General features: G+C 44.3%; 22 protein-coding genes. 16 read left to right on the top strand and 6 right to left on the bottom strand.

The window, feature by feature from the left end; genetic code table 11:
- Window positions 1-22: 22 nt before the first annotated feature.
- Window positions 23-259 carry a hypothetical protein gene (locus LD028_RS04085; RefSeq protein ID WP_041638619.1) on the top strand — a complete coding sequence of 79 codons (237 nt, stop codon included), beginning with the start codon at window positions 23-25 and terminating at the stop codon, window positions 257-259.
- Here LD028_RS04085 and LD028_RS04080 read toward each other — a convergent pair.
- Window positions 247-627 carry a DUF1885 family protein gene (locus LD028_RS04080; RefSeq protein WP_237811015.1) on the bottom strand — a complete coding sequence of 127 codons (381 nt, stop codon included), beginning with the start codon at window positions 625-627 and terminating at the stop codon, window positions 247-249. The two genes, LD028_RS04085 and LD028_RS04080, sit on opposite strands and share 13 nt — an antisense overlap.
- A gap of 127 nt (window positions 628-754) precedes the next feature.
- Between LD028_RS04080 and LD028_RS04075 the strand changes: the two genes are divergently transcribed.
- Together LD028_RS04075 and LD028_RS04070 are read left to right on the top strand one after the other, a co-directional pair.
- Window positions 755-1,048, top strand: a complete 294-nt coding sequence (locus LD028_RS04075; RefSeq protein ID WP_055440226.1) for a DUF3055 domain-containing protein — start codon at window positions 755-757, stop codon at window positions 1,046-1,048.
- Window positions 1,049-1,180: 132 nt separating this feature from the next.
- On the top strand, window positions 1,181-1,294 hold the full coding sequence (locus LD028_RS04070) for a GapA-binding peptide SR1P (protein ID WP_003395198.1): 114 nt from the start codon (window positions 1,181-1,183) through the stop codon (window positions 1,292-1,294).
- A 119-nt stretch (window positions 1,295-1,413) separates the two neighbouring features.
- Here LD028_RS04070 and LD028_RS04065 read toward each other — a convergent pair whose 3' ends face one another.
- Complete coding sequence (locus LD028_RS04065) at window positions 1,414-2,880, bottom strand: aminotransferase class I/II-fold pyridoxal phosphate-dependent enzyme (RefSeq protein ID WP_237811013.1); 1,467 nt, start codon at window positions 2,878-2,880, stop codon at window positions 1,414-1,416.
- 186 nt (window positions 2,881-3,066) lie between these two features.
- Here LD028_RS04065 and LD028_RS04060 point away from each other — a divergent pair, with 186 nt between their 5' ends.
- The 5 genes from LD028_RS04060 to LD028_RS04040 all read left to right on the top strand — a co-directional run bounded on the left by LD028_RS04060 (window position 3,067) and on the right by LD028_RS04040 (window position 7,002).
- The gene (locus tag LD028_RS04060) at window positions 3,067-4,026 is read left to right on the top strand and encodes an NAD(P)H-dependent flavin oxidoreductase (protein WP_237811012.1); all 960 of its coding nucleotides are present in this window, start codon (window positions 3,067-3,069) and stop codon (window positions 4,024-4,026) included.
- A gap of 264 nt (window positions 4,027-4,290) precedes the next feature.
- A complete protein-coding gene (iscB, locus tag LD028_RS04055) occupies window positions 4,291-5,571 on the top strand; it encodes an RNA-guided endonuclease IscB (protein WP_006321333.1) in 1,281 nt (426 codons plus the stop codon).
- Window positions 5,572-5,631: 60 nt separating this feature from the next.
- Window positions 5,632-5,901 (top strand): UPF0223 family protein, encoded by a 270-nt coding sequence (locus LD028_RS04050; protein WP_237811076.1) that lies wholly within the window; start codon window positions 5,632-5,634, stop codon window positions 5,899-5,901.
- 79 nt (window positions 5,902-5,980) lie between these two features.
- Complete coding sequence (locus tag LD028_RS04045; protein WP_006321341.1) at window positions 5,981-6,169, top strand: hypothetical protein; 189 nt, start codon at window positions 5,981-5,983, stop codon at window positions 6,167-6,169.
- 50 nt (window positions 6,170-6,219) lie between these two features.
- Window positions 6,220-7,002 (top strand): inositol monophosphatase family protein, encoded by a 783-nt coding sequence (locus LD028_RS04040; protein WP_237811011.1) that lies wholly within the window; start codon window positions 6,220-6,222, stop codon window positions 7,000-7,002.
- On the opposite strand, the gene LD028_RS04035 is transcribed toward LD028_RS04040, so the two are convergent.
- Window positions 7,003-7,185, bottom strand: coding sequence for a DUF5325 family protein (locus LD028_RS04035; RefSeq protein ID WP_237811010.1), 183 nt, complete (start codon window positions 7,183-7,185; stop codon window positions 7,003-7,005). It lies immediately after the preceding gene.
- A 104-nt stretch (window positions 7,186-7,289) separates the two neighbouring features.
- On the opposite strand from LD028_RS04035, the gene typA reads away from it, so the two are divergent.
- The 3 genes from typA to LD028_RS04020 are packed head-to-tail and all read left to right on the top strand — an operon-like array spanning window position 7,290 to window position 9,718.
- Window positions 7,290-9,125, top strand: a complete 1,836-nt coding sequence (typA, locus tag LD028_RS04030; RefSeq protein ID WP_006321348.1) for a translational GTPase TypA — start codon at window positions 7,290-7,292, stop codon at window positions 9,123-9,125.
- A gap of 12 nt (window positions 9,126-9,137) precedes the next feature.
- Window positions 9,138-9,440 carry a YlaH-like family protein gene (locus LD028_RS04025; RefSeq protein ID WP_006321349.1) on the top strand — a complete coding sequence of 101 codons (303 nt, stop codon included), beginning with the start codon at window positions 9,138-9,140 and terminating at the stop codon, window positions 9,438-9,440.
- The gene (locus tag LD028_RS04020) at window positions 9,437-9,718 is read left to right on the top strand and encodes a hypothetical protein (protein WP_237811009.1); all 282 of its coding nucleotides are present in this window, start codon (window positions 9,437-9,439) and stop codon (window positions 9,716-9,718) included. The genes LD028_RS04025 and LD028_RS04020 overlap by 4 nt, the downstream gene beginning before the upstream one ends.
- Window positions 9,719-9,747: 29 nt before the next feature.
- On the opposite strand, the gene LD028_RS04015 is transcribed toward LD028_RS04020, so the two are convergent.
- Window positions 9,748-9,948: a YlaI family protein gene (locus LD028_RS04015; RefSeq protein WP_004891284.1), complete on the bottom strand. Its 201-nt coding sequence runs from the start codon at window positions 9,946-9,948 to the stop codon at window positions 9,748-9,750.
- Window positions 9,949-10,040: 92 nt separating this feature from the next.
- Between LD028_RS04015 and LD028_RS04010 the strand changes: the two genes are divergently transcribed.
- Window positions 10,041-10,496: a pyridoxamine 5'-phosphate oxidase family protein gene (locus LD028_RS04010; RefSeq protein ID WP_171699736.1), complete on the top strand. Its 456-nt coding sequence runs from the start codon at window positions 10,041-10,043 to the stop codon at window positions 10,494-10,496.
- Between the two features lie 19 nt (window positions 10,497-10,515).
- Here LD028_RS04010 and LD028_RS04005 read toward each other — a convergent pair whose 3' ends face one another.
- Entirely contained in the window at window positions 10,516-11,100 is a 585-nt protein-coding gene (locus LD028_RS04005; protein ID WP_237811008.1) for a YhcN/YlaJ family sporulation lipoprotein, read from the bottom strand.
- A 109-nt stretch (window positions 11,101-11,209) separates the two neighbouring features.
- Here LD028_RS04005 and LD028_RS04000 point away from each other — a divergent pair, with 109 nt between their 5' ends.
- Entirely contained in the window at window positions 11,210-12,541 is a 1,332-nt protein-coding gene (locus tag LD028_RS04000; protein WP_237811007.1) for a PhoH family protein, read from the top strand.
- Window positions 12,542-12,564: 23 nt separating this feature from the next.
- On the opposite strand, the gene LD028_RS03995 is transcribed toward LD028_RS04000, so the two are convergent.
- The gene (locus LD028_RS03995; RefSeq protein ID WP_237811006.1) at window positions 12,565-13,059 is read right to left on the bottom strand and encodes a molybdopterin-binding protein; all 495 of its coding nucleotides are present in this window, start codon (window positions 13,057-13,059) and stop codon (window positions 12,565-12,567) included.
- 140 nt (window positions 13,060-13,199) lie between these two features.
- Here LD028_RS03995 and LD028_RS03990 point away from each other — a divergent pair, with 140 nt between their 5' ends.
- The 3 genes from LD028_RS03990 (at window position 13,200) to pyc (ending at window position 18,275) form a co-directional block, all read left to right on the top strand.
- The gene (locus LD028_RS03990) at window positions 13,200-13,490 is read left to right on the top strand and encodes an Fpa/YlaN family protein (protein ID WP_004891276.1); all 291 of its coding nucleotides are present in this window, start codon (window positions 13,200-13,202) and stop codon (window positions 13,488-13,490) included.
- Between the two features lie 74 nt (window positions 13,491-13,564).
- Window positions 13,565-14,770 (top strand): putative lipid II flippase FtsW, encoded by a 1,206-nt coding sequence (ftsW, locus tag LD028_RS03985; RefSeq protein ID WP_077429526.1) that lies wholly within the window; start codon window positions 13,565-13,567, stop codon window positions 14,768-14,770.
- 64 nt (window positions 14,771-14,834) lie between these two features.
- Window positions 14,835-18,275: a pyruvate carboxylase gene (pyc, locus tag LD028_RS03980; RefSeq protein WP_237811005.1), complete on the top strand. Its 3,441-nt coding sequence runs from the start codon at window positions 14,835-14,837 to the stop codon at window positions 18,273-18,275.
- The last annotated feature ends 99 nt before the right edge of the window (window positions 18,276-18,374 follow it).

Below are 18,374 nucleotides of genomic sequence, written 5' to 3'. Positions count from 1 at the left end.
TGTTTGTAAGGGGTGTATGAACATGTATATCGTCTTTTTACTTCAATTACTCATTTGGAGCTTATTTTCACTTGTTGAATGGAGATCGGCCCACGATCATTTTATTTTTAAAGCGTTGTTGTTTGTCATGTTTATGTATGTTGCTTTTTTGCTTGCGCTTCGGTTTCGTTTAACGAAAAAGCGCGCATGTTGGACAACCTTATTAACGATTGCCGTCTATTTCGTTTGTCGTCAGCTTTTTTGGGATTATCGTTTGTAATAATACATCACTCGCCCGTTAAATAAATGCAGTTTCCCTGCCATTCGTTTAGCGAAAAATTTACATAGTTCATTCGCTTTTCCTTTATCGCCATGCGTCGCTTGTTTTGGCAAGACAAACTCGACCGCACGCTCATGCACGCGACATTCAATCATATGATAGCGGTCATTTTTTCCAACTAATACAATGCGGTCTTCTTTCATGACGATGTCATACGGGAAAGCGGATTCCGCGTAGTCCCAAGCGAGCTGTTCGCCCGTTTTGCGCGCGATGTCGCGAAATTGTTCGAGCAGTTGTTTGCATTGTTCTAACGTCACCGTCTCCCACGTTGATGCAGGGACAAGTTCAATCGTAGCTGTATGAGCCATTTTTTTCACCTCAAACATGTTGAAATCACTTTCATTGTATCATGGATATATATAAAAAAACAAATAATTGCGAAAATATAAACGATGCGGTATAATGAATGTTAACCTATTAGAAGGAGGGAATGATATGTTTGAAAAATTGTATGATGAGCATGAAAAAGTGAAAGTGAGGTTTGTCGGCTTTACGACAAAAGACGTCCGTTACGATTTTGGCATCGTTTATACGAATATGTTTTTTGGCAAACCACTTGTCATCTGTATGCAAACAGGCCGCTCCGCTCTCCTCGACCCGAAAGACATCGAAGACCACGACTATTTACAACGTACGTTCCGCATCGACACGAAAGAACAAGCTGAAGATTTAGCGGAATTTTTCTCAGACATTTTACCAACGACACCTTATGCTGAACAATATGAGTAAGAGGCGTGAAGTACGTCTCTTTTTTTGTTTAAATATGTCATACTAATTCCTATTGACAAAACAAATATGACATATTATTATGAAATCAGTAAAACGTTTTCAAACATTTCAAAGGAAAAGGGGTTATCGGGGATGGGTACAATTGTATGCCAAACATGCAATGCGACAATCGATCATTTTGAAGATGAAAAAGTAACGGTATTGTACGGTCAATGTTGCACATGCGATTGTGAAGACGAGGAATAACATATAGAACGGAACGAGCTTTTGGGGGATGAGGAGACATATATAGAGGGAAGGGATCGGCATAGCCGGTCTCTTTTTATTGATGAAAAAAGCGGAACTCCACACGAGCTCCGCTTTTTTCATTTCTGATGTTCTTTAATGACGCGCAACGTTCGCAACGTATCGTCTTCCGGGCCTTGCACCGGCAGGCCGACTTCGATATTTTTGCGAATGTAATTTAAATTTTCTTCCGTAATAATTTCACCTGGAATAAAAATTGGAATGCCAGGTGGATAAACCATGACAAACTCAGCAATAATGCGCCCTGCCGATTCATCAAACGGCACGACTTCCGTTTCTGCATAAAACGCATCGCGCGGGGTGAGCGCAAGCACAGGAATATCTGGTAAAATCACTTCCGCTTTTTTCCCGACTTCCGCTTGATGGCGAAATTCATTCGATAAATGACGAAGCGCATCAACTAATACGTTCGTTTCCTGCTCCGTATCGCCCGGTGTAATAATACATAAAATGTTATATAAATCCGACAATTCGACTTCAATATTGTAGCGTTCACGCAGCCATTTTTCCACGTCGTAGCCAGTGAGTCCAAGCTCTTTGACTGAAATAATGAGCTTTGTCGGATCGTAATCAAACGTTGCTTCTGTCCCGAGAATTTCTTTTCCGACGCAATATAAATAGTCGATATCGTTAATTTGCTTCCGCGTTTCATTTGCCAGGCGAATCGCTTGTTCCGCAAGCTCATGTCCTTCTGTCGCAAGCCGTTTGCGCGCCACATCGAGCGAAGCGAGCAATAAGTAAGATGTTGATGTCGTCGTTAACATGCTTAAAATCGCTTGCACGCGCTTCGGTGACACAAGCCCTTCTTTCACGTTTAAAATGGAGCTTTGCGTCATCGACCCGCCTAGTTTATGCACGCTCGTCGCTGCCATATCTGCCCCTGCTTGCATCGCTGATAGCGGCAAATCTTCATGAAAGTGAATGTGCACACCGTGCGCCTCGTCCACAAGAACAGGAACGCCGTATGCGTGCGCAATGTCAACGATGCGCTTTAAGTCGCCAGCAATGCCAAAGTATGTCGGGTTAATGACGAGCACCCCTTTGGCGTCGGGATGTTGCTTTAATGCCGCTTCTACCGCTTCTGGTGTAATGCCGTGCGAAATGCCGAGCTCTTTATCAATTTCAGGATGGACGAAAATCGGTGTCGCTCCTGAAAAGACGATGGCAGACATAACGGATTTATGCACGTTGCGCGGAACGATAATTTTATCGCCCGGTCCTGCGACAGACATGACCATCGTCATAATCGCGCCGCTCGTCCCTTGCACAGAAAAAAACGTATAGTCCGCCCCGAACGCTTCCGCCGCAAGTTCTTGCGCGCGTTTAATCATTCCTTTTGGCTGATGTAAATCATCAAGCGGACCGATATTAATTAAATCGATCGCTAACGCATTTTCTCCAATAAAGGAGCGAAACTGCTCGTCCATGCCTGCTCCTTTTTTATGGCCAGGAATATGAAATTGAATCGGATTTTTCTTTATATGCTCTAACAGTCCGGTAAATAACGGTGTTTCATACTGTGACAATTTCGCTGTACACCTCTTTAACTTGGATTTACATAAAACAAAGTGAATTATAGCACTTCTTTATACGTTTGCAAAGATGGTTTTTTTGCTTAAAAATCAAAACGATTGCATATTTCTTCATTTATTGTTTGTGAAGGACTTTTCTTTATAAGTGAAGAATAATAAAAAGTAAAGGGGGAATGGGTTGTGAATTGGAAAACGAGAGTAACGGAGTTGTTAGGTATTCGTTATCCGATTATTCAAGGAGGTTTAGCGTATTTAGCATATGCCGATTTAGCGGCGGCGGTTTCGAATGCTGGGGGACTAGGGCAAATTACAGCGATGTCGCTTGAGACACCTGATGAGTTGCGAGAAGAAATTAAAAAAGTGCGCGAAAAAACGGACAAACCGTTTGGGGTTAATTTTGCGATTGGACAACATGGGCGTCCGTTTGCGCACATGCTTGAAGTAGCGATTGAAGAAAACGTGCCGGTCATTTCGATGACGGGCGGAAATCCAGCGCCTATTTTTGAACAGTTAAAAGGCGTATCTGTGAAAAAGCTTGTGCTCGTGGCGGCGGTGCGCCAAGCAGTGAAAGCAGAGGAGCTCGGCGCAGATGCGGTTATGGTTGTCGGTCAAGAAGGAGGCGGACATCTCGGCAAACACGATATCGGAACGTTCGTCCTAGTGCCGCGCGTCGTCGATTCCGTATCGATTCCTGTCATCGCGTCAGGCGGCATTGGCGACGGGCGCGGACTGATGGCTGCCCTTGCGCTTGGAGCGGAAGGCATTGAAATGGGCACGCGCTTTATTGCGACAAAAGAATGCATTCATGCCCATCCTGTGTATAAACAAATGCTCGTGGAACGCACAGAAAGCGACACTGTTGTCATTAAACGATCGCTCGGTGCCCCTGCGCGCGCTTTGTTAAACGAATGGACGGAAAAAATTTTACAGTTTGAACAAGAAGGAAAAGGATACGAACAACTAAAAGAGTACATTAGCGGAAAAGCGAACAAACGATTTATTTACGACGGTCATACAGAAGAAGGATTTGCATGGGCGGGACAAGTGATCGGGCTCATTCGCGATGTACCGACCGTTAGCGAACTTTTTGCGCGCATGATCAACGAGGCGGAACAAATTCGCGCACGTTGGGCAAACTAAAACGAAACAGCAAACAAAGAAAGGTCAACAACCCAACGACTAAAGTCGTGGGCTTGTAAGCCCCATGTTGACCAGACCAAGGTTTGAAACAGAGCCTACGTTATAGATGTCATGACACGGTGGGGTGCTTCTCCAGCCCTACCCCCTGTCGTGCAAGATTAAACAAGCGTGGTGGGTGGCGCTAGTGTCTTGCACATAACAAGCATCTATAACATGGTCGAGGAGAATATTACCTGCTTTATGCAGAGGAAAGGGGAATACCCTATGGTTTTTGTGTTAGACACAAATAAGTGTCCGCTTGCTCCTTGTCACGAAGCAGTTGCGAGAAAGCTGTTGAAACAAGGGAAGGCAGCGATCTACAAACGCTATCCATTTACGATTATTTTAAAAGAAATTGTCGATAATTTTCGACCGAAAACACCGTATCGGCTCAAAATCGATCACGGAAGCAAACACACAGGACTTGCGATTTTGCGAGGACAAGAAGTGGTATGGTTAGGGCAACTTGACCATCGCACAGACATCAAGGAAAGAATGGATAAAAGGCGCGCTTTCCGTCGAGCAAGACGAAATCGAAAAACTCGATACAGAAAACCACGTTTTCTTAATCGTAGGAGAAAAGACGGGTGGTTGCCGCCATCACTAGAGAGTCGCGTGCAAAATATCCAAACATGGGTTAACCGCCTAAAGAAGTTATGCCCCATTGGGTATATATCATACGAAAATACCAAATTCGACACGCAACTCATGCGAAATCCTGAAATCAGCGGCATTGAGTATCAACAAGGCACGCTTCAAGGATACGAAGTAAGAGAATACTTGCTTGAAAAGTTTGGGCGGAAGTGTTGTTATTGCGGAAAAGAAAATGTTCCACTTGAAGTGGAGCATATCATTCCAAAATCGAGAGGTGGAACAGACAGAATAGATAACCTCTGCCTTGCGTGTCGAGATTGCAACCAAAGAAAAGGAAGTCAAACCGCAGAAGAATTCGGGTATCCACATATTCAAAAAATGGTCAAAAAAACGCTAAAAGACGCAAGTGTAGTGAATGCCACTCGATGGAAAGTGTATGAAGTGTTAAAACAAAGCGGATGCGAAGTAGAGTGTGGAACAGGCGCACGAACGAAAATGAATCGTATTCGTTTAGACTTGCCGAAAACACACTATTTTGACGCTTGTTGTGTAGGCGAAAGCACGCCACTCCAATTGCATTTCAAAACAAAAGAAGCATTATTTATCAAGGCAAAAGGACGCGGAAGTCGCTCTCGCACAAATCTTGATAAGTATGGCTTTCCAAGAGGATTTTTGGCAAGACAAAAGTTCTTCTTTGGCTTCCAAACAGGGGACATGGTTAAGGCTGTTATCCCAAGAGGGAAATATCAAGGCGTTTGGTTTGGCGAAGTATCATGCAGAAAGACTGGAAGTTTCGATATTAAAGGTAAGGACGGTAAACGTATCGCACAAGGAATAAATTATAGATATGTCCAAGTCATTCAGCGATTCGACGGATACACATATCGAAGGGAGGGAATGAACATTGCGTAAGGTGCAATTCCTCCCCGTGCCTAAAGGCAGGGGCTTCCTTGCGTAAGTTTCGTGAACATCATGAAATATGCTTATCCAATTGATTACAGTTGGTCAACCGAAGAAATCATCGACGTTATTAAATTTTACGAAGGTGTTGAACAAGCGTACGAACAAGGGATTGAGCGAGAGCAACTCATGAACTTATATCGCCGCTTTAAACAAATCGTTCCAAGCAAAGCGGAAGAGCGAAAACTATGCGATGAATTTGAAAAAGTAAGCGGCTATTCCTCTTACCAAACAGTTAAAAAAGGAAAAGAGTTGTCCAACGGAGAGATTGTGAAAATGTAAAGTTGCATATCCCCCTTTCGCTACATAGTATATAAAAAAGAATTTTCAGAAAAAACAAGAGCGGAAGGGGTGCACAAATGTGAGAAAAACAGCCGATGGATTTAAAAAAATGGATGGAGAACGCCGAATAAAAGTATTAAAGCTCGAAGTTGATTATGAACTAGCCACCCTTTATGAAGCGATGTTAGAAAATAATGAAGCGAAAAAAAATGAATGTAAACGAAAACTCGAAAGACTGCGCCAAGAACTTATTCGTCTGTCGAACTGAAAGGCGGCAAACGCCGCCTTTTCTACATAAATATATGCAGGAGGTTTTTTATGTGGAACGAAATTGATCAACATATGCAGCATTGGATTCGCGAAGCAGGGGAACGCATACGCGATGCGTTTCAAACGAAACTAAAAATCGAAACGAAATCAAGCCCGTCCGATTTAGTAACAAACGTCGATCGCGAAATTGAACAATTTTTTATTGAACGCATTCGCCAAACGTATCCGACGCATCGCATTTTAGGAGAAGAAGGGCTCGGCGATACGCTTGAAGCGCTAGATGGTATCGTTTGGATTATCGACCCGATTGACGGAACGATGAATTTTATTCATCAACAGCGCCATTTTGCGATTTCTGTCGGGGTATTTCAAGACGGTGTCGGCATGCTTGGCTACATATACGATGTGGCGTTTGACGAGCTATATTACGCCCAAAAAGGAAAAGGGGCGTTTTTAAACGGCACGCCGCTTCCACCGCTTGAGAACACGACGCTTGAACGTTCAATCATTTCGCTAAATGCAACGTGGGTGACAGAAAACCGCCGCATCGATCCACATGTGCTAGCCCCGCTTGTGAAAAAAGCGCGCGGCACGCGTTCATACGGTTCTGCGGCACTTGAGATGGCGTACATCGCATCAGGTAAACTGGATGCGTACATTACGCTTCGGTTGTCGCCGTGGGATATTGCTGGTGGGATGGTTATTGTTGAAGAAGTAGGCGGCGTGGTGACAAATTTGTACGGTGAGCCGCTCAATATGATTGAAAAAAGCTCGGTGTTTGTTTCAAAACCGGGATTGCATGAAGAAATACTTACGATGATCAAGCGCTAACTATCGCTCGTTAGCGCTTTTTCTTTTTTTTAGTGAAAACCCAAGCCCCATCACGCCAAAAAAGGCAATAAGCGAACCGACGATCGCTGGCACATGTCGATAAGCGATCGCAATGCCGATGCCGATCATCATCGCTGTCGCTAGCAGCGCGATCATAAAAAAAAGCGGTTGAAATTTATTCATATGTTTTCCTCCTCTTTCCTTTAGATTACAACAAAACATTCCGCTTTTCTACTATGTTTGTGCTATAATAGACGCGCAATGTTGAAAAATAGGAGTTGAAACCATTGAGAAACGATATTCGCAACATCGCGATTATTGCGCACGTTGACCACGGAAAAACGACGTTAGTCGACCAATTGCTTCGCCAATCCGGCACGTTTCGGGCGAACGAACAAGTGGAAGAACGGGCGCTTGACCGCAACGATTTAGAGCGTGAACGAGGCATTACGATTTTAGCAAAAAATACAGCCATTCAATACAAAGGCACGCGCATTAACATTTTAGATACGCCGGGACATGCCGACTTCGGTGGAGAAGTCGAACGCATTATGCGGCTCGTTGATGGGGTGTTGCTCGTCGTCGATGCATACGAAGGATGTATGCCACAAACGCGCTTCGTGTTAAAAAAAGCGTTAGAACAAAACTTAACGCCGATTGTTGTCGTTAATAAAATTGACCGCGAATTTGCGCGCCCACACGAAGTCGTCGATGAAGTGATCGATTTATTCATTGAGCTCGGGGCATCAGAAGACCAGCTTGAGTTTCCGGTCGTGTACGCTTCAGCGATTAACGGAACGGCAAGTTTAGATGCAGACAAACAAGACGCCGACATGACGGCGCTATTTGAAACGATTATTGAGCATATTCCGGCTCCAATCGACAATAGCGATGAGCCGCTTCAATTTCAAGTCGCCCTTCTCGACTATAACGATTACGTCGGTCGCATTGGAATCGGCCGTATTTTCCGCGGGCGCATGCAAGTGGGACAACAAGTCGCCCTTATGAAGCTAGACGGCTCTGTGAAAACGTTTCGCGTCACAAAACTGTTTGGCTTCCTCGGATTAAAACGCATCGAAATTGAAGAAGCGAAAGCGGGCGATTTAGTGGCTGTTTCCGGCATGGAAGATATTAACGTAGGTGAAACAGTATGTCCGCTTGACGCGCAAGAAGCATTGCCTCCGCTTCGCATTGACGAACCGACGTTACAAATGACGTTTCTTGTGAACAATAGCCCGTTTGCAGGACGAGAAGGAAAACATGTGACCGCAAGAAAAATTGAAGAACGTCTTCGTTTACAGTTAGAAACAGACGTGTCGCTTCGCGTTGAGCCGACCGATTCGCCAGATGCATGGATCGTGTCAGGTCGTGGGGAGCTTCATTTATCGATTTTAATTGAAAATATGCGCCGTGAAGGTTTTGAACTGCAAGTATCAAAGCCAGAAGTCATTATGAAAGAAATCGATGGCGTCATGTGCGAGCCAGTTGAGCGTGTACAAATTGACATTCCAGAAGAATATACAGGGGCGATTATGGAGTCGCTTGGGGCGCGCAAAGGAGAAATGATCGATATGATCAATAACGGAAACGGGCAAGTGCGCCTTATTTTCCTCGTGCCTGCGCGCGGATTAATCGGCTATCGGACGGAATTTATGTCGCTTACGCGCGGATACGGTATTTTAAACCATTCGTTCGACAGCTATCAACCTGTCATCCAAGGGCAAATTGGCGGCAGACATCAAGGGGTACTCATTTCGATGGAGACAGGAAAAGCGACGGCTTATGGCATTATGCAAGTCGAAGATCGCGGCGTTATTTTCATCGAGCCGGGAACGGAAGTGTATGAAGGGATGATCGTTGGCGAACATAGCCGCGACAACGATTTAGTCGTGAACGTATGCAAAATGAAACATGTGACAAACGTTCGCTCATCGACAAAAGAACAAACGGTGACGATGAAAAAACCGCGTCTCATGACGTTAGAAGAAGCGCTCGAATATTTAAACGACGACGAATATTGCGAAGTGACGCCACAATCGATTCGCTTGCGCAAAAAAATATTAGATAAAAACGAACGCGAAAAAATTGCGAAAAAGAAAAAACTCGCTGAGCAAAAGAAATAGGGGGAAGTCGTCATGGATGTGATCGGTCGCCTGTCATTTTTCGCTTCGCTATACAACGTGCACGAACAGCCGATAACAGGGATGTGGTTGTTGTACGCGACGATCGTCGTGTTAGCGATCATTGTGTATCGTCTCGGCTTTGCGCGTAAATTACCGATGTTAAAAAACGTCGTCATTTATACGCTACTTGTGCTCGGCTGTACGATTTTAACGTTTTTTGCTGTCTTTTTACCTGTGGCGGAAGGATTGCTTGTCGCTGCCGTCGTATTAATCATTTATAAATGGCGTCTTCGTCGCGAGGGGGAAAATGCGTGAAATTACAAGATGCGGTATACAATTGGCTGACAATTAAAGTGGTTGCGCAGGCGCGCCCAGATGATACGGCAGCACAAGAGACGGAACAATTTTTTTCTGATTTGTTGCGTGAAGATCATGCGATTGAGGAAATCACATATACAAAAGAAGATGACGTATATACGGTCGCGTTCACTGTAAACAACGAATCACGCACGTTTCGCTTTCCAGCCGAGCTCGTCGAAACGATGCTCGATCAAATCAATCGCGAACCTGAAAAATATGTCAATTACGAATAAGCGCCCACGCTTCGTGCAGGGCGCTTTTCTTACCATTCTGTTTCATGTTTGCTCGTGCGGAAAAAGCGAAATTTGCCCGTTGCAAGCCGTTCTTTTGTTTTTTGCGCAATGCGCTCATGGCACGTTTCACACATATACGTATGAATCGGGCGATTGCGCAATCGTTTTGCAAGCAACGTTTCATCGTTTAACGTATCTATTTTTTCACAAAGAATGCATCGTACTCTCATCGTCAAACCTCACATGTTTTTTAAAAATTAGTATATCATATCATTTGAAAGTGTGTGAAAAAAAGGTATGATAAAAATAAGGAGGGATACATATGCCAAATGCGGTAGAGCCAACATTAATTGAACCGTTGTTCCAAGCGTTACAAAAAGAACGCTATGTCATTGTATGTACGATTGACCACGAAACAGGTGCACCAAATGCAAGTGCGATTTCATGGGTGTATGCGCCTGCCCCTGACAAAGTATATTTTGCGGTCGATCAACGTTCCCGCATCGTTGCGAACGTGAAAGCGAATCCAGCGATTTCGATCGTTTTAATTGCCAACGAATCGACTTACTCCATTAGCGGAAAAGCGCACGTGAAAGTTGAAAAATTAGAAAACGTTCCGTTGAAGCTTGCCGCGGTTCAAGTCGATATTGAAGAAGTGCGCGATGTCATGTTTTACGGAGCAAAAATTTCCGTCGAACCGAAATACGAAAAAACGTACGATGCACAAGCTGCAGCGAAACTTGATCAACAAGTGATGAGCGCATTAAAACAAGCATAAGCCGAGCAATACGCTCGGCTTATTTCATATGGTCGTTTGATTGTTTTTGTTGTTCGTTTTCGAGTTGCTGTTGTTCACCATCGTTTAGCTGCTTGTCGTTTTGTCGTGTTGAGCGCGGATTTTTCGTTTGAAGAAAGTCGCTCGGAATTTCAGGCATGACCCGTCCAACGATGGCGGCGAGTTCATCCATAAATCCTTGAATTGGCTTTCCTTTCTCCACTTGTTTTTGAATGGCTTTTAACCTCGTATTCAAATCCGCATCAGCGATGACGATCGCATTCGCCCCGTACGGATCTTTTTGTAAGCTCTCCACGACGGAATATTTCACCGTCCCCACCCGTGACGGATCGAGTTTAGCGTTGACGTCGATGCCGACTAACGCATATTTCCCGACAACTAATACGGTCGCATCGTTGACATTCGGCACGCTGCTCGCAAGATGAGCGAGATGACGGGCAATTTGTTGTCCTGATTTATTGACGATTTTTTCATTTGTCGTATTTTTCACATGAATGAGCGAATCGCGATCGTTCGGCTGTGTTTGTTGTCCGCAGGCGCTTATAAAAAGCAACATGAAGATGATGATATATTTCAATCGTTCCACCCCTTTTCGTCTTTAACTTTATTTTGCAAAACTTCTTCTATCTTTATACGCCCGTTCATATATATGAACAACAATCCCGTCCAACGACGGTTGTCAAGGGGGAAAAAGCGTGAGCAAAAAAATATACGTATTAGATACAAACGTATTGTTACAAGACCCGTATTCCATTTTTTCCTTTCAAGATAATGAAGTTGTCATCCCGGCTGTCGTGTTAGAAGAAGTGGACTCAAAAAAGCGATATATGGACGAAGTAGGGAGAAACGCTCGACAAGTGTCGAAAATTATTGATAACTTAAGGAAAAACGGAAAATTGCATGAAAAAATCCCGCTTGATAACGGTGGGGTGTTGCGCATTGAATTAAACCATCGCTCCTTTCAGCAGCTCCAAGAAATTTTTGTAGAAAAAACGAATGATAATCGCATTTTAGCTGTGGCGAAAAATTTATCGTTGGAAGAACAAACGAAAGAAAATGGACGTCCGGTCATTTTAGTGAGCAAAGATGCGCTCGTGCGCGTCAAAGCTGATGCGATTGGGCTTGAGGCGGAAGATTTTTTAAGCGACCGCGTCGTGGAAATTGACCATATTTACACCGGCTTTTTAGATTTGTACATAAGTCCAGAACATTTGGCGCGCTTTTATGAAAAAGGTGAGCTTGTGCTGTCAGAAATTACAAACCACCCGTTTTATCCGAATCAGTTTATTATTATGAAAGATGCGCTTGGCGGTTCGTCATCAGCGCTTGGGATGGTTGATCATACCGGGAAAAAAGTACGCAAACTCATCTTTCATTACGATCACATTTGGGGCATTCGTCCGCGCAACGTGCAACAAACGATGGCATGTGAACTGTTGCTTCGCACCGACATTCCGCTCGTGACGCTCATCGGAAAAGCAGGAACAGGAAAGACGTTGCTGGCGTTAGCGGCAGGATTGATGCAGACGGAAGATTTACGGCTATATAAAAAGCTGCTTGTCGCCCGCCCGATTGTACCGGTTGGAAAAGATATCGGCTATTTGCCGGGGGAAAAACAAGAGAAATTACGCCCGTGGATGCAACCGATTTTTGATAACTTACATTTTTTATTTGATACGAAAAAGCCGAGTGAGCTTGATGCGATTTTATCGGGCATGGGGTCGATTGAAGTCGAGGCGCTTACGTATATACGCGGCAGAAGCATTCCAGAGCAGTTTATTATTATTGATGAGGCACAAAACTTAACGAAACATGAAGTGAAAACAATTTTAACGCGCGTCGGGGAACGAAGTAAAATTGTATTAATGGGTGATCCTGCCCAAATTGATCATCCGTATTTAGATGAATATAATAACGGACTCACATACGTCGTCGAAAAGTTTAAAGACCAAAAAGTCGCCGGGCACGTGCGGTTAATTAAAGGGGAGCGCTCGTCGCTGGCGCAGCTTGCAGCCGATCTTTTATAAGAAAAGAGGCGAAGCGCCTCTTTTCACTCGACGATAAACGCCCGCACGTGTGTGATCGGATTGTCGCGATTAGAGCCGTCGCCGAAATAAATATGGACAGGTCCATCTTCTTTGAGTGGTTTGCCTTCTTTTGCAAAACATAATAACAGCTCATATGCTTCCGTAAGTGGGATCGTCGTATCACCGTTTTCTGTGACGATAGTGACACGTGTTGCATCGTCGTTCGGTTCCGCGTTGCGCAAAAACGGGGCGAACGGCATGCCGAACGTGCCTGTTAATATTTTTTCTTTTTCAAATTGTTTTTCTGTTTGCAACGTTGGAGGGGACACAGCTCCTTCTTGAATTTCGCGATCCCAATATGCTGAAATTTTTTGAATGTCGTCGCTGTCTTCTCGTTGTTCTATTTCTGGATGGCATGTAAAATAAGTATGTACATCTACTTTGCGATCGTCAAAAATCCACACGCTCGGGTCGAGTGTAATCGTAAACTTAACGTTCCCTTTGATGATCATGATCATTTTTATTCCCCCTATCTCGTTTCCATTATATGATGGAAGCGCTTATTTGTAAAACGAATCGTCCGAGGCGTGATGCTTGCATTTTTCTCGTATTCACGATAAGATGAAAAAACAGGAACGTACGGAACGGAGGGGTCAACGTGACGCCTGAAGTGGCGATAAACTTTCGAGAAAGAGCCTATTCGTTATTGCAAGCGGATGCGGAGAAAATTGTGAAGCTGATTCAAGTGCAAATGGATCATTTAACGATGCCGCAATGTCCGTTATATGAAGAAGTGCTAGATACGCAAATGTTCGGGCTATCCCGTGAAATTGACTTTGCGGTCCGCTTAGGGCTTGTCGATGAAAAAGATGGGAAGGCGATTTTAGACCGACTTGAGCGGGAGCTTTCGGCATTGCATGAAGCGTGCACGAAAAAGAAGAAAAAATGACAAAAACTCAAACGAATTTCGTTTGGGTTTTTTCTGTTTTGTAGTACAATGCAAGTAAGAAAGAGAAAAGGAAGATGGAGCAGATGCGCTTGAAAACGTTTTTGAAATATCATGATTATCCATTAATCATCTCGGTGCTGTTATTATCGTTGTTCGGGCTTGTCATGGTATATAGCGCGAGCATGATTACTGCAGTCGTCCGCTTTCATACAACGAGCGATTATTTTTTCAAAAAACAAACATGGGCGTGGATGATTGGTGTCGTCGTTTTTTTATTGACTGCATTTGTTCCGTATAAACATTATGCGCGCAAAAAGTTTTTGCAATTCATTTTTTTCGTTATGCCTTTGCCGCTCATTTACGTTCTTTTACTTGGACATACAGTGAACAATGCGACAAGTTGGATTAAACTCGGTCCGGTTAACGTTCAGCCCGCAGAGTTTGCAAAAATTGGATTAATTGTATATTTAAGCGGGGTGCTTGCAAACAAACAAAAAAAGCTACAAACATCGCCGCAAGAGGTGCTTTTTCCGATTTATTACATGCTGTTTATTTGCTTGCTTATTTTTTTACAGCCGGACGTTGGAACGATGGTGATTATCGGAGTCATTTGCGTGGCGATCATCTTTTCTTCTGCGGCAAGCAAACGCCTGTTAATGAAACAGTTTTTATTGTTCAGTTTGATCGTTGGACTCGTTGCACTCATTTCTGGTCCGTTTATATACGATCGAGTATTTACAAAAGAGCGACTATCACGCATCGACGGCTTTTTACATCCGTTTAAGTATGCAGATGATGAAGGATACCAACTGACCAACTCGTACATTGCGATCGGAAATGGAGGATTAAAAGGGCTTGGACTTGGACAAAGCATTCAAAAGTACGGCTATTTACCAGAGGCACACACCGACTTCATTATGGCGGTCATCGCGGAAGAGCTTGGGTTATTTGGTGTTTCGTTCGTCCTTCTTTTATTGTCGTTTATCGTCTTGCGTGGTTTTGTTATTGCGAGAAAATGTCACGATGCATTTGGCAGTTTATTAGCCATTGGCATCGCAACGATGATTGGCTTTCAAGCGTTCGTCAACCTTGGAGGGTTAACGGGTATTATTCCAATTACAGGGGTCACGCTCCCATTTGTGAGCTACGGCGGTTCTTCGCTCGTTTTACTTATGATGTCTGTGGGAGTGCTTGCCAACATTTCTGCTGTCGCAAACTACGAAAAATATAAAACAGAAAAACAAAACAATATTCAAAAAAATCACGTTTCTTTTTCGTAATCCTATTTACAAATACAGAAAATTCGTTATAGTTTTTATATAAAGAATAGGGGGAGGATTGCACATGAGGCGTATTGAAAAAATACTTGTCGCTAACCGCGGTGAAATTGCGATTCGCGTCTTTCGTGCGTGCAACGAGCTTGGCATTCGCACCGTTGCCATCTACTCGCGCGAAGATGCTGGATCGTACCATCGTTATAAAGCGGATGAAGCGTATTTAGTTGGGGAAGGAAAAAAGCCGATTGAAGCGTATTTAGATATCGAAGGCATTATCGAAATTGCAAAAATGCACGATGTTGACGCAATTCATCCGGGATACGGATTTTTATCGGAAAACATCGAGTTTGCGAAACGATGCGAAGAAGAAGGAATCATTTTTATCGGACCGCGAAAAGAGCATTTAAATATGTTTGGCGATAAAGTAAAAGCGCGCCACCAAGCGAAACAAGCGGGCATTCCGGTCATTCCGGGAAGCGATGGCCCGGTGCAAAGCTTGGAGGATGTCGTGCGCTTCGGTGAGACGTACGGTTATCCGATGATCATTAAAGCGGCGTTAGGCGGTGGTGGTCGCGGCATGCGCATCGTTCGCTCGCAAGCGGAAGTAAAAGAAGCGTATGAGCGCGCTAAATCGGAAGCGAAAGCCGCATTTGGTAGCGACGACGTGTATGTCGAAAAATTAATTGAAAATCCAAAACATATTGAAGTGCAAATTTTAGGCGATGCATACGGCAACATCGTTCATTTATACGATCGCGACTGTTCCGTTCAGCGCCGTCATCAAAAAGTCGTGGAAGTTGCGCCAAGCGTGTCGCTCTCTAAGGAGCTTCGCGAAGAAATTTGTGAAGCGGCAGTCAAACTTATGAAAAACGTGCAATACGTGAATGCAGGAACGGTCGAATTTCTCGTTTCTGGCGATGAATTTTACTTTATTGAAGTCAACCCACGCATTCAAGTTGAACATACGATTACCGAAATGATTACCGGTATCGATATCGTTCAGTCGCAAATTTTAATTGCGGAAGGGTATGCGCTACATAGCGAAAAGGTCGGCATTCCGAAGCAAGAAGACATTCATGTTCACGGATATGCAATTCAGTCACGTGTCACAACAGAAGATCCGCTAAATAACTTTATGCCAGATACAGGGAAAATTATGGCGTATCGCTCAGGTGGTGGTTTCGGTGTTCGCTTAGATACCGGAAATAGCTTCCAAGGAGCAGTCATTACCCCGTATTACGATTCGCTATTAGTGAAAGTGACGACGTGGGCGTTAACGTTTGAACAAGCGGCGGCGAAAATGCTACGCAACTTGCGTGAGTTTCGTATTCGCGGCATTAAAACGAACATCCCGTTTTTAGAAAACGTCGTGCAACATCCAAAATTTTTAACAGGGGAATATGATACATCGTTTATTGATACGACGCCAGAGCTGTTTATTTTCCCAAAACGAAAAGACCGTGGTACGAAATTGTTATCGTATATCGGAACGGTGACCGTAAACGGATTTCCGGGCATCGGAAAAAAGAAAAAGCCGGTCTTTGACCCGCCGCGCATTCCGAAAGTGAACCATATTGAACCGATGCCAAAAGGAACGAAACACATTTTAGATGAACAGGGAGCCGACGGACTCGTTCAATGGATTAAACAACAAAACCGTGTATTGCTTACGGATACGACGTTTCGTGATGCCCATCAATCGCTTTTAGCGACGCGCGTGCGCACAAACGACTTGTTGCGCATCGCTGAGCCGACGGCGCGTTTATGGCCGCAGCTATTTTCGATGGAAATGTGGGGCGGGGCGACGTTTGATGTCGCATATCGCTTTTTAAAAGAAGACCCGTGGGAGCGCCTCATTCAATTGCGTGAAAAAATTCCGAACGTTCTGTTTCAAATGTTGCTTCGCGCTTCCAATGCTGTTGGGTATAAAAACTATCCAGATAACGTCATTCGTGAGTTTGTTGCGAAATCAGCCGAAGTAGGCATTGACGTATTCCGCATTTTCGACAGTTTAAACTGGGTGAAAGGGATGACGGTTGCCATCGATGCGGTGCGTCAATCTGGAAAAGTGGCGGAGGCAGCCATTTGCTATACAGGCGATATTTTCGATCCGACGCGCACGAAATATAATCTCGACTACTACAAAAACTTAGCAAAAGAGCTTGAACAAGCAGGTGCGCACATTTTAGCGATTAAAGACATGGCAGGGCTGTTAAAGCCGCAAGCGGCGTATACGTTCATTTCCGCTTTAAAAGAAGTCGTCGATATTCCGATTCATTTGCATACGCACGACACGAGTGGAAACGGCATTTACACATATGCCAAAGCGATCGAGGCAGGAGTAGATATTGTAGACGTTGCGGTTAGCTCGATGGCTGGTTTAACGTCCCAACCGAGCGCCAACACGCTTTATTATGCGCTAGAAGGAACGGAACGTGCCCCGGAAGTCGATATCGCATCGCTTGAAAAACTGTCGCGCTATTGGGAAGATGTGCGCCAATATTATGCTGACTTTGAAAGTGGCATGAACGCACCGCATACGGAAGTATATATGCACGAAATGCCGGGCGGACAATATAGCAACCTTCAACAACAAGCGAAAGCTGTCGGTTTAGGAGATCGTTGGGACGAAGTAAAAGAAATGTATCGCCGTGTCAACGATTTATTTGGCGATATTGTCAAAGTGACACCGTCATCGAAAGTTGTCGGTGATATGGCGCTATATATGGTGCAAAACAATTTAACCGAACAAGACATTTACGAACGCGGGGACACGCTTGACTTCCCGGATTCGGTTGTCGAATTATTTGAAGGCTATCTCGGTCAGCCGCATGGCGGATTTCCAGAAACGTTGCAGCGCATTATTTTAAAAGGGCGTGACCCGATTACCGTTCGTCCGGGCGAACTGTTAGAGCCGGTCGACTTTGAGAAGTTGCGCGAAGAGTTATATCATATCGTTCAACGTGAAGTGACCGACTACGACGTGTTAGCTTATGCGCTCTATCCGAAAGTGTTTGTGGAATATGCCCACACCGTCGAACAGTTTGGTGACGTATGTGTGCTAGATACACCAACATTTTTATACGGGATGCGTCTCGGTGAAGAAATTGAAATTGAAATTGAAAAAGGAAAAACGTTAATCGTCAAGCTTGTTGCGATCGGTCAGCCGCAAGCGGACGGAACGCGAGTCGTTTATTTCGAACTAAACGGCCAGCCGCGCGAAATCGTCGTGAAAGATGAAAGCATTAAGACAACTGTCGTTTCGCGTGTAAAAGCGGATCGTAACAATCCGAACCATATTGCTGCAACGATGCCAGGGACGGTTGTAAAAGTTCTCGTTGAAAAAGGGGAAAAAGTGAAAAAAGGCGACCATTTAATGATTACCGAAGCGATGAAAATGGAAACGACCGTTCAAGCACCGTTTTCAGGTGTTGTAAAAGACATTTACGTCCAAGGCGGCGACGCCATCCAAACGGGCGATTTATTAATTGAATTAGCGGAAAAATAAAAGAACGAGGGGATCCCTCGTTCTTTTACAAAGTGTTGAAAAAGTGGGGAGTCAAGAAAAAGTTCACTTTCCTCGTGAATTTTTTCTTCTTTTCTTTTT

The organism is Anoxybacillus sp. LAT27 (assembly GCF_022030075.1).
Lineage (GTDB): Bacteria > Bacillota > Bacilli > Bacillales > Anoxybacillaceae > Anoxybacillus > Anoxybacillus kestanbolensis.
This window is presented reverse-complemented; position numbering and strand designations above follow the sequence as displayed.

Coding starts and splice junctions, on each gene's coding strand:
- LD028_RS04070 (WP_003395198.1), top strand. CDS start 1,181: ATGGGTACAATTGTATGCCAAACATGCAATGCGACAATCGATCATTTT.
- LD028_RS04040 (WP_237811011.1), top strand. CDS start 6,220: ATGTGGAACGAAATTGATCAACATATGCAGCATTGGATTCGCGAAGCA.
- LD028_RS04035 (WP_237811010.1), bottom strand. CDS start 7,185: ATGAATAAATTTCAACCGCTTTTTTTTATGATCGCGCTGCTAGCGACA.
- LD028_RS04015 (WP_004891284.1), bottom strand. CDS start 9,948: ATGAGAGTACGATGCATTCTTTGTGAAAAAATAGATACGTTAAACGAT.
- LD028_RS04085 (WP_041638619.1), top strand. CDS start 23: ATGTATATCGTCTTTTTACTTCAATTACTCATTTGGAGCTTATTTTCA.
- LD028_RS04010 (WP_171699736.1), top strand. CDS start 10,041: ATGCCAAATGCGGTAGAGCCAACATTAATTGAACCGTTGTTCCAAGCG.
- LD028_RS04080 (WP_237811015.1), bottom strand. CDS start 627: ATGGCTCATACAGCTACGATTGAACTTGTCCCTGCATCAACGTGGGAG.
- pyc (WP_237811005.1), top strand. CDS start 14,835: ATGAGGCGTATTGAAAAAATACTTGTCGCTAACCGCGGTGAAATTGCG.
- LD028_RS04075 (WP_055440226.1), top strand. CDS start 755: ATGTTTGAAAAATTGTATGATGAGCATGAAAAAGTGAAAGTGAGGTTT.
- LD028_RS04050 (WP_237811076.1), top strand. CDS start 5,632: ATGAAATATGCTTATCCAATTGATTACAGTTGGTCAACCGAAGAAATC.
- iscB (WP_006321333.1), top strand. CDS start 4,291: ATGGTTTTTGTGTTAGACACAAATAAGTGTCCGCTTGCTCCTTGTCAC.
- ftsW (WP_077429526.1), top strand. CDS start 13,565: ATGGAGCAGATGCGCTTGAAAACGTTTTTGAAATATCATGATTATCCA.
- LD028_RS04025 (WP_006321349.1), top strand. CDS start 9,138: ATGGATGTGATCGGTCGCCTGTCATTTTTCGCTTCGCTATACAACGTG.
- LD028_RS03995 (WP_237811006.1), bottom strand. CDS start 13,059: ATGATCATGATCATCAAAGGGAACGTTAAGTTTACGATTACACTCGAC.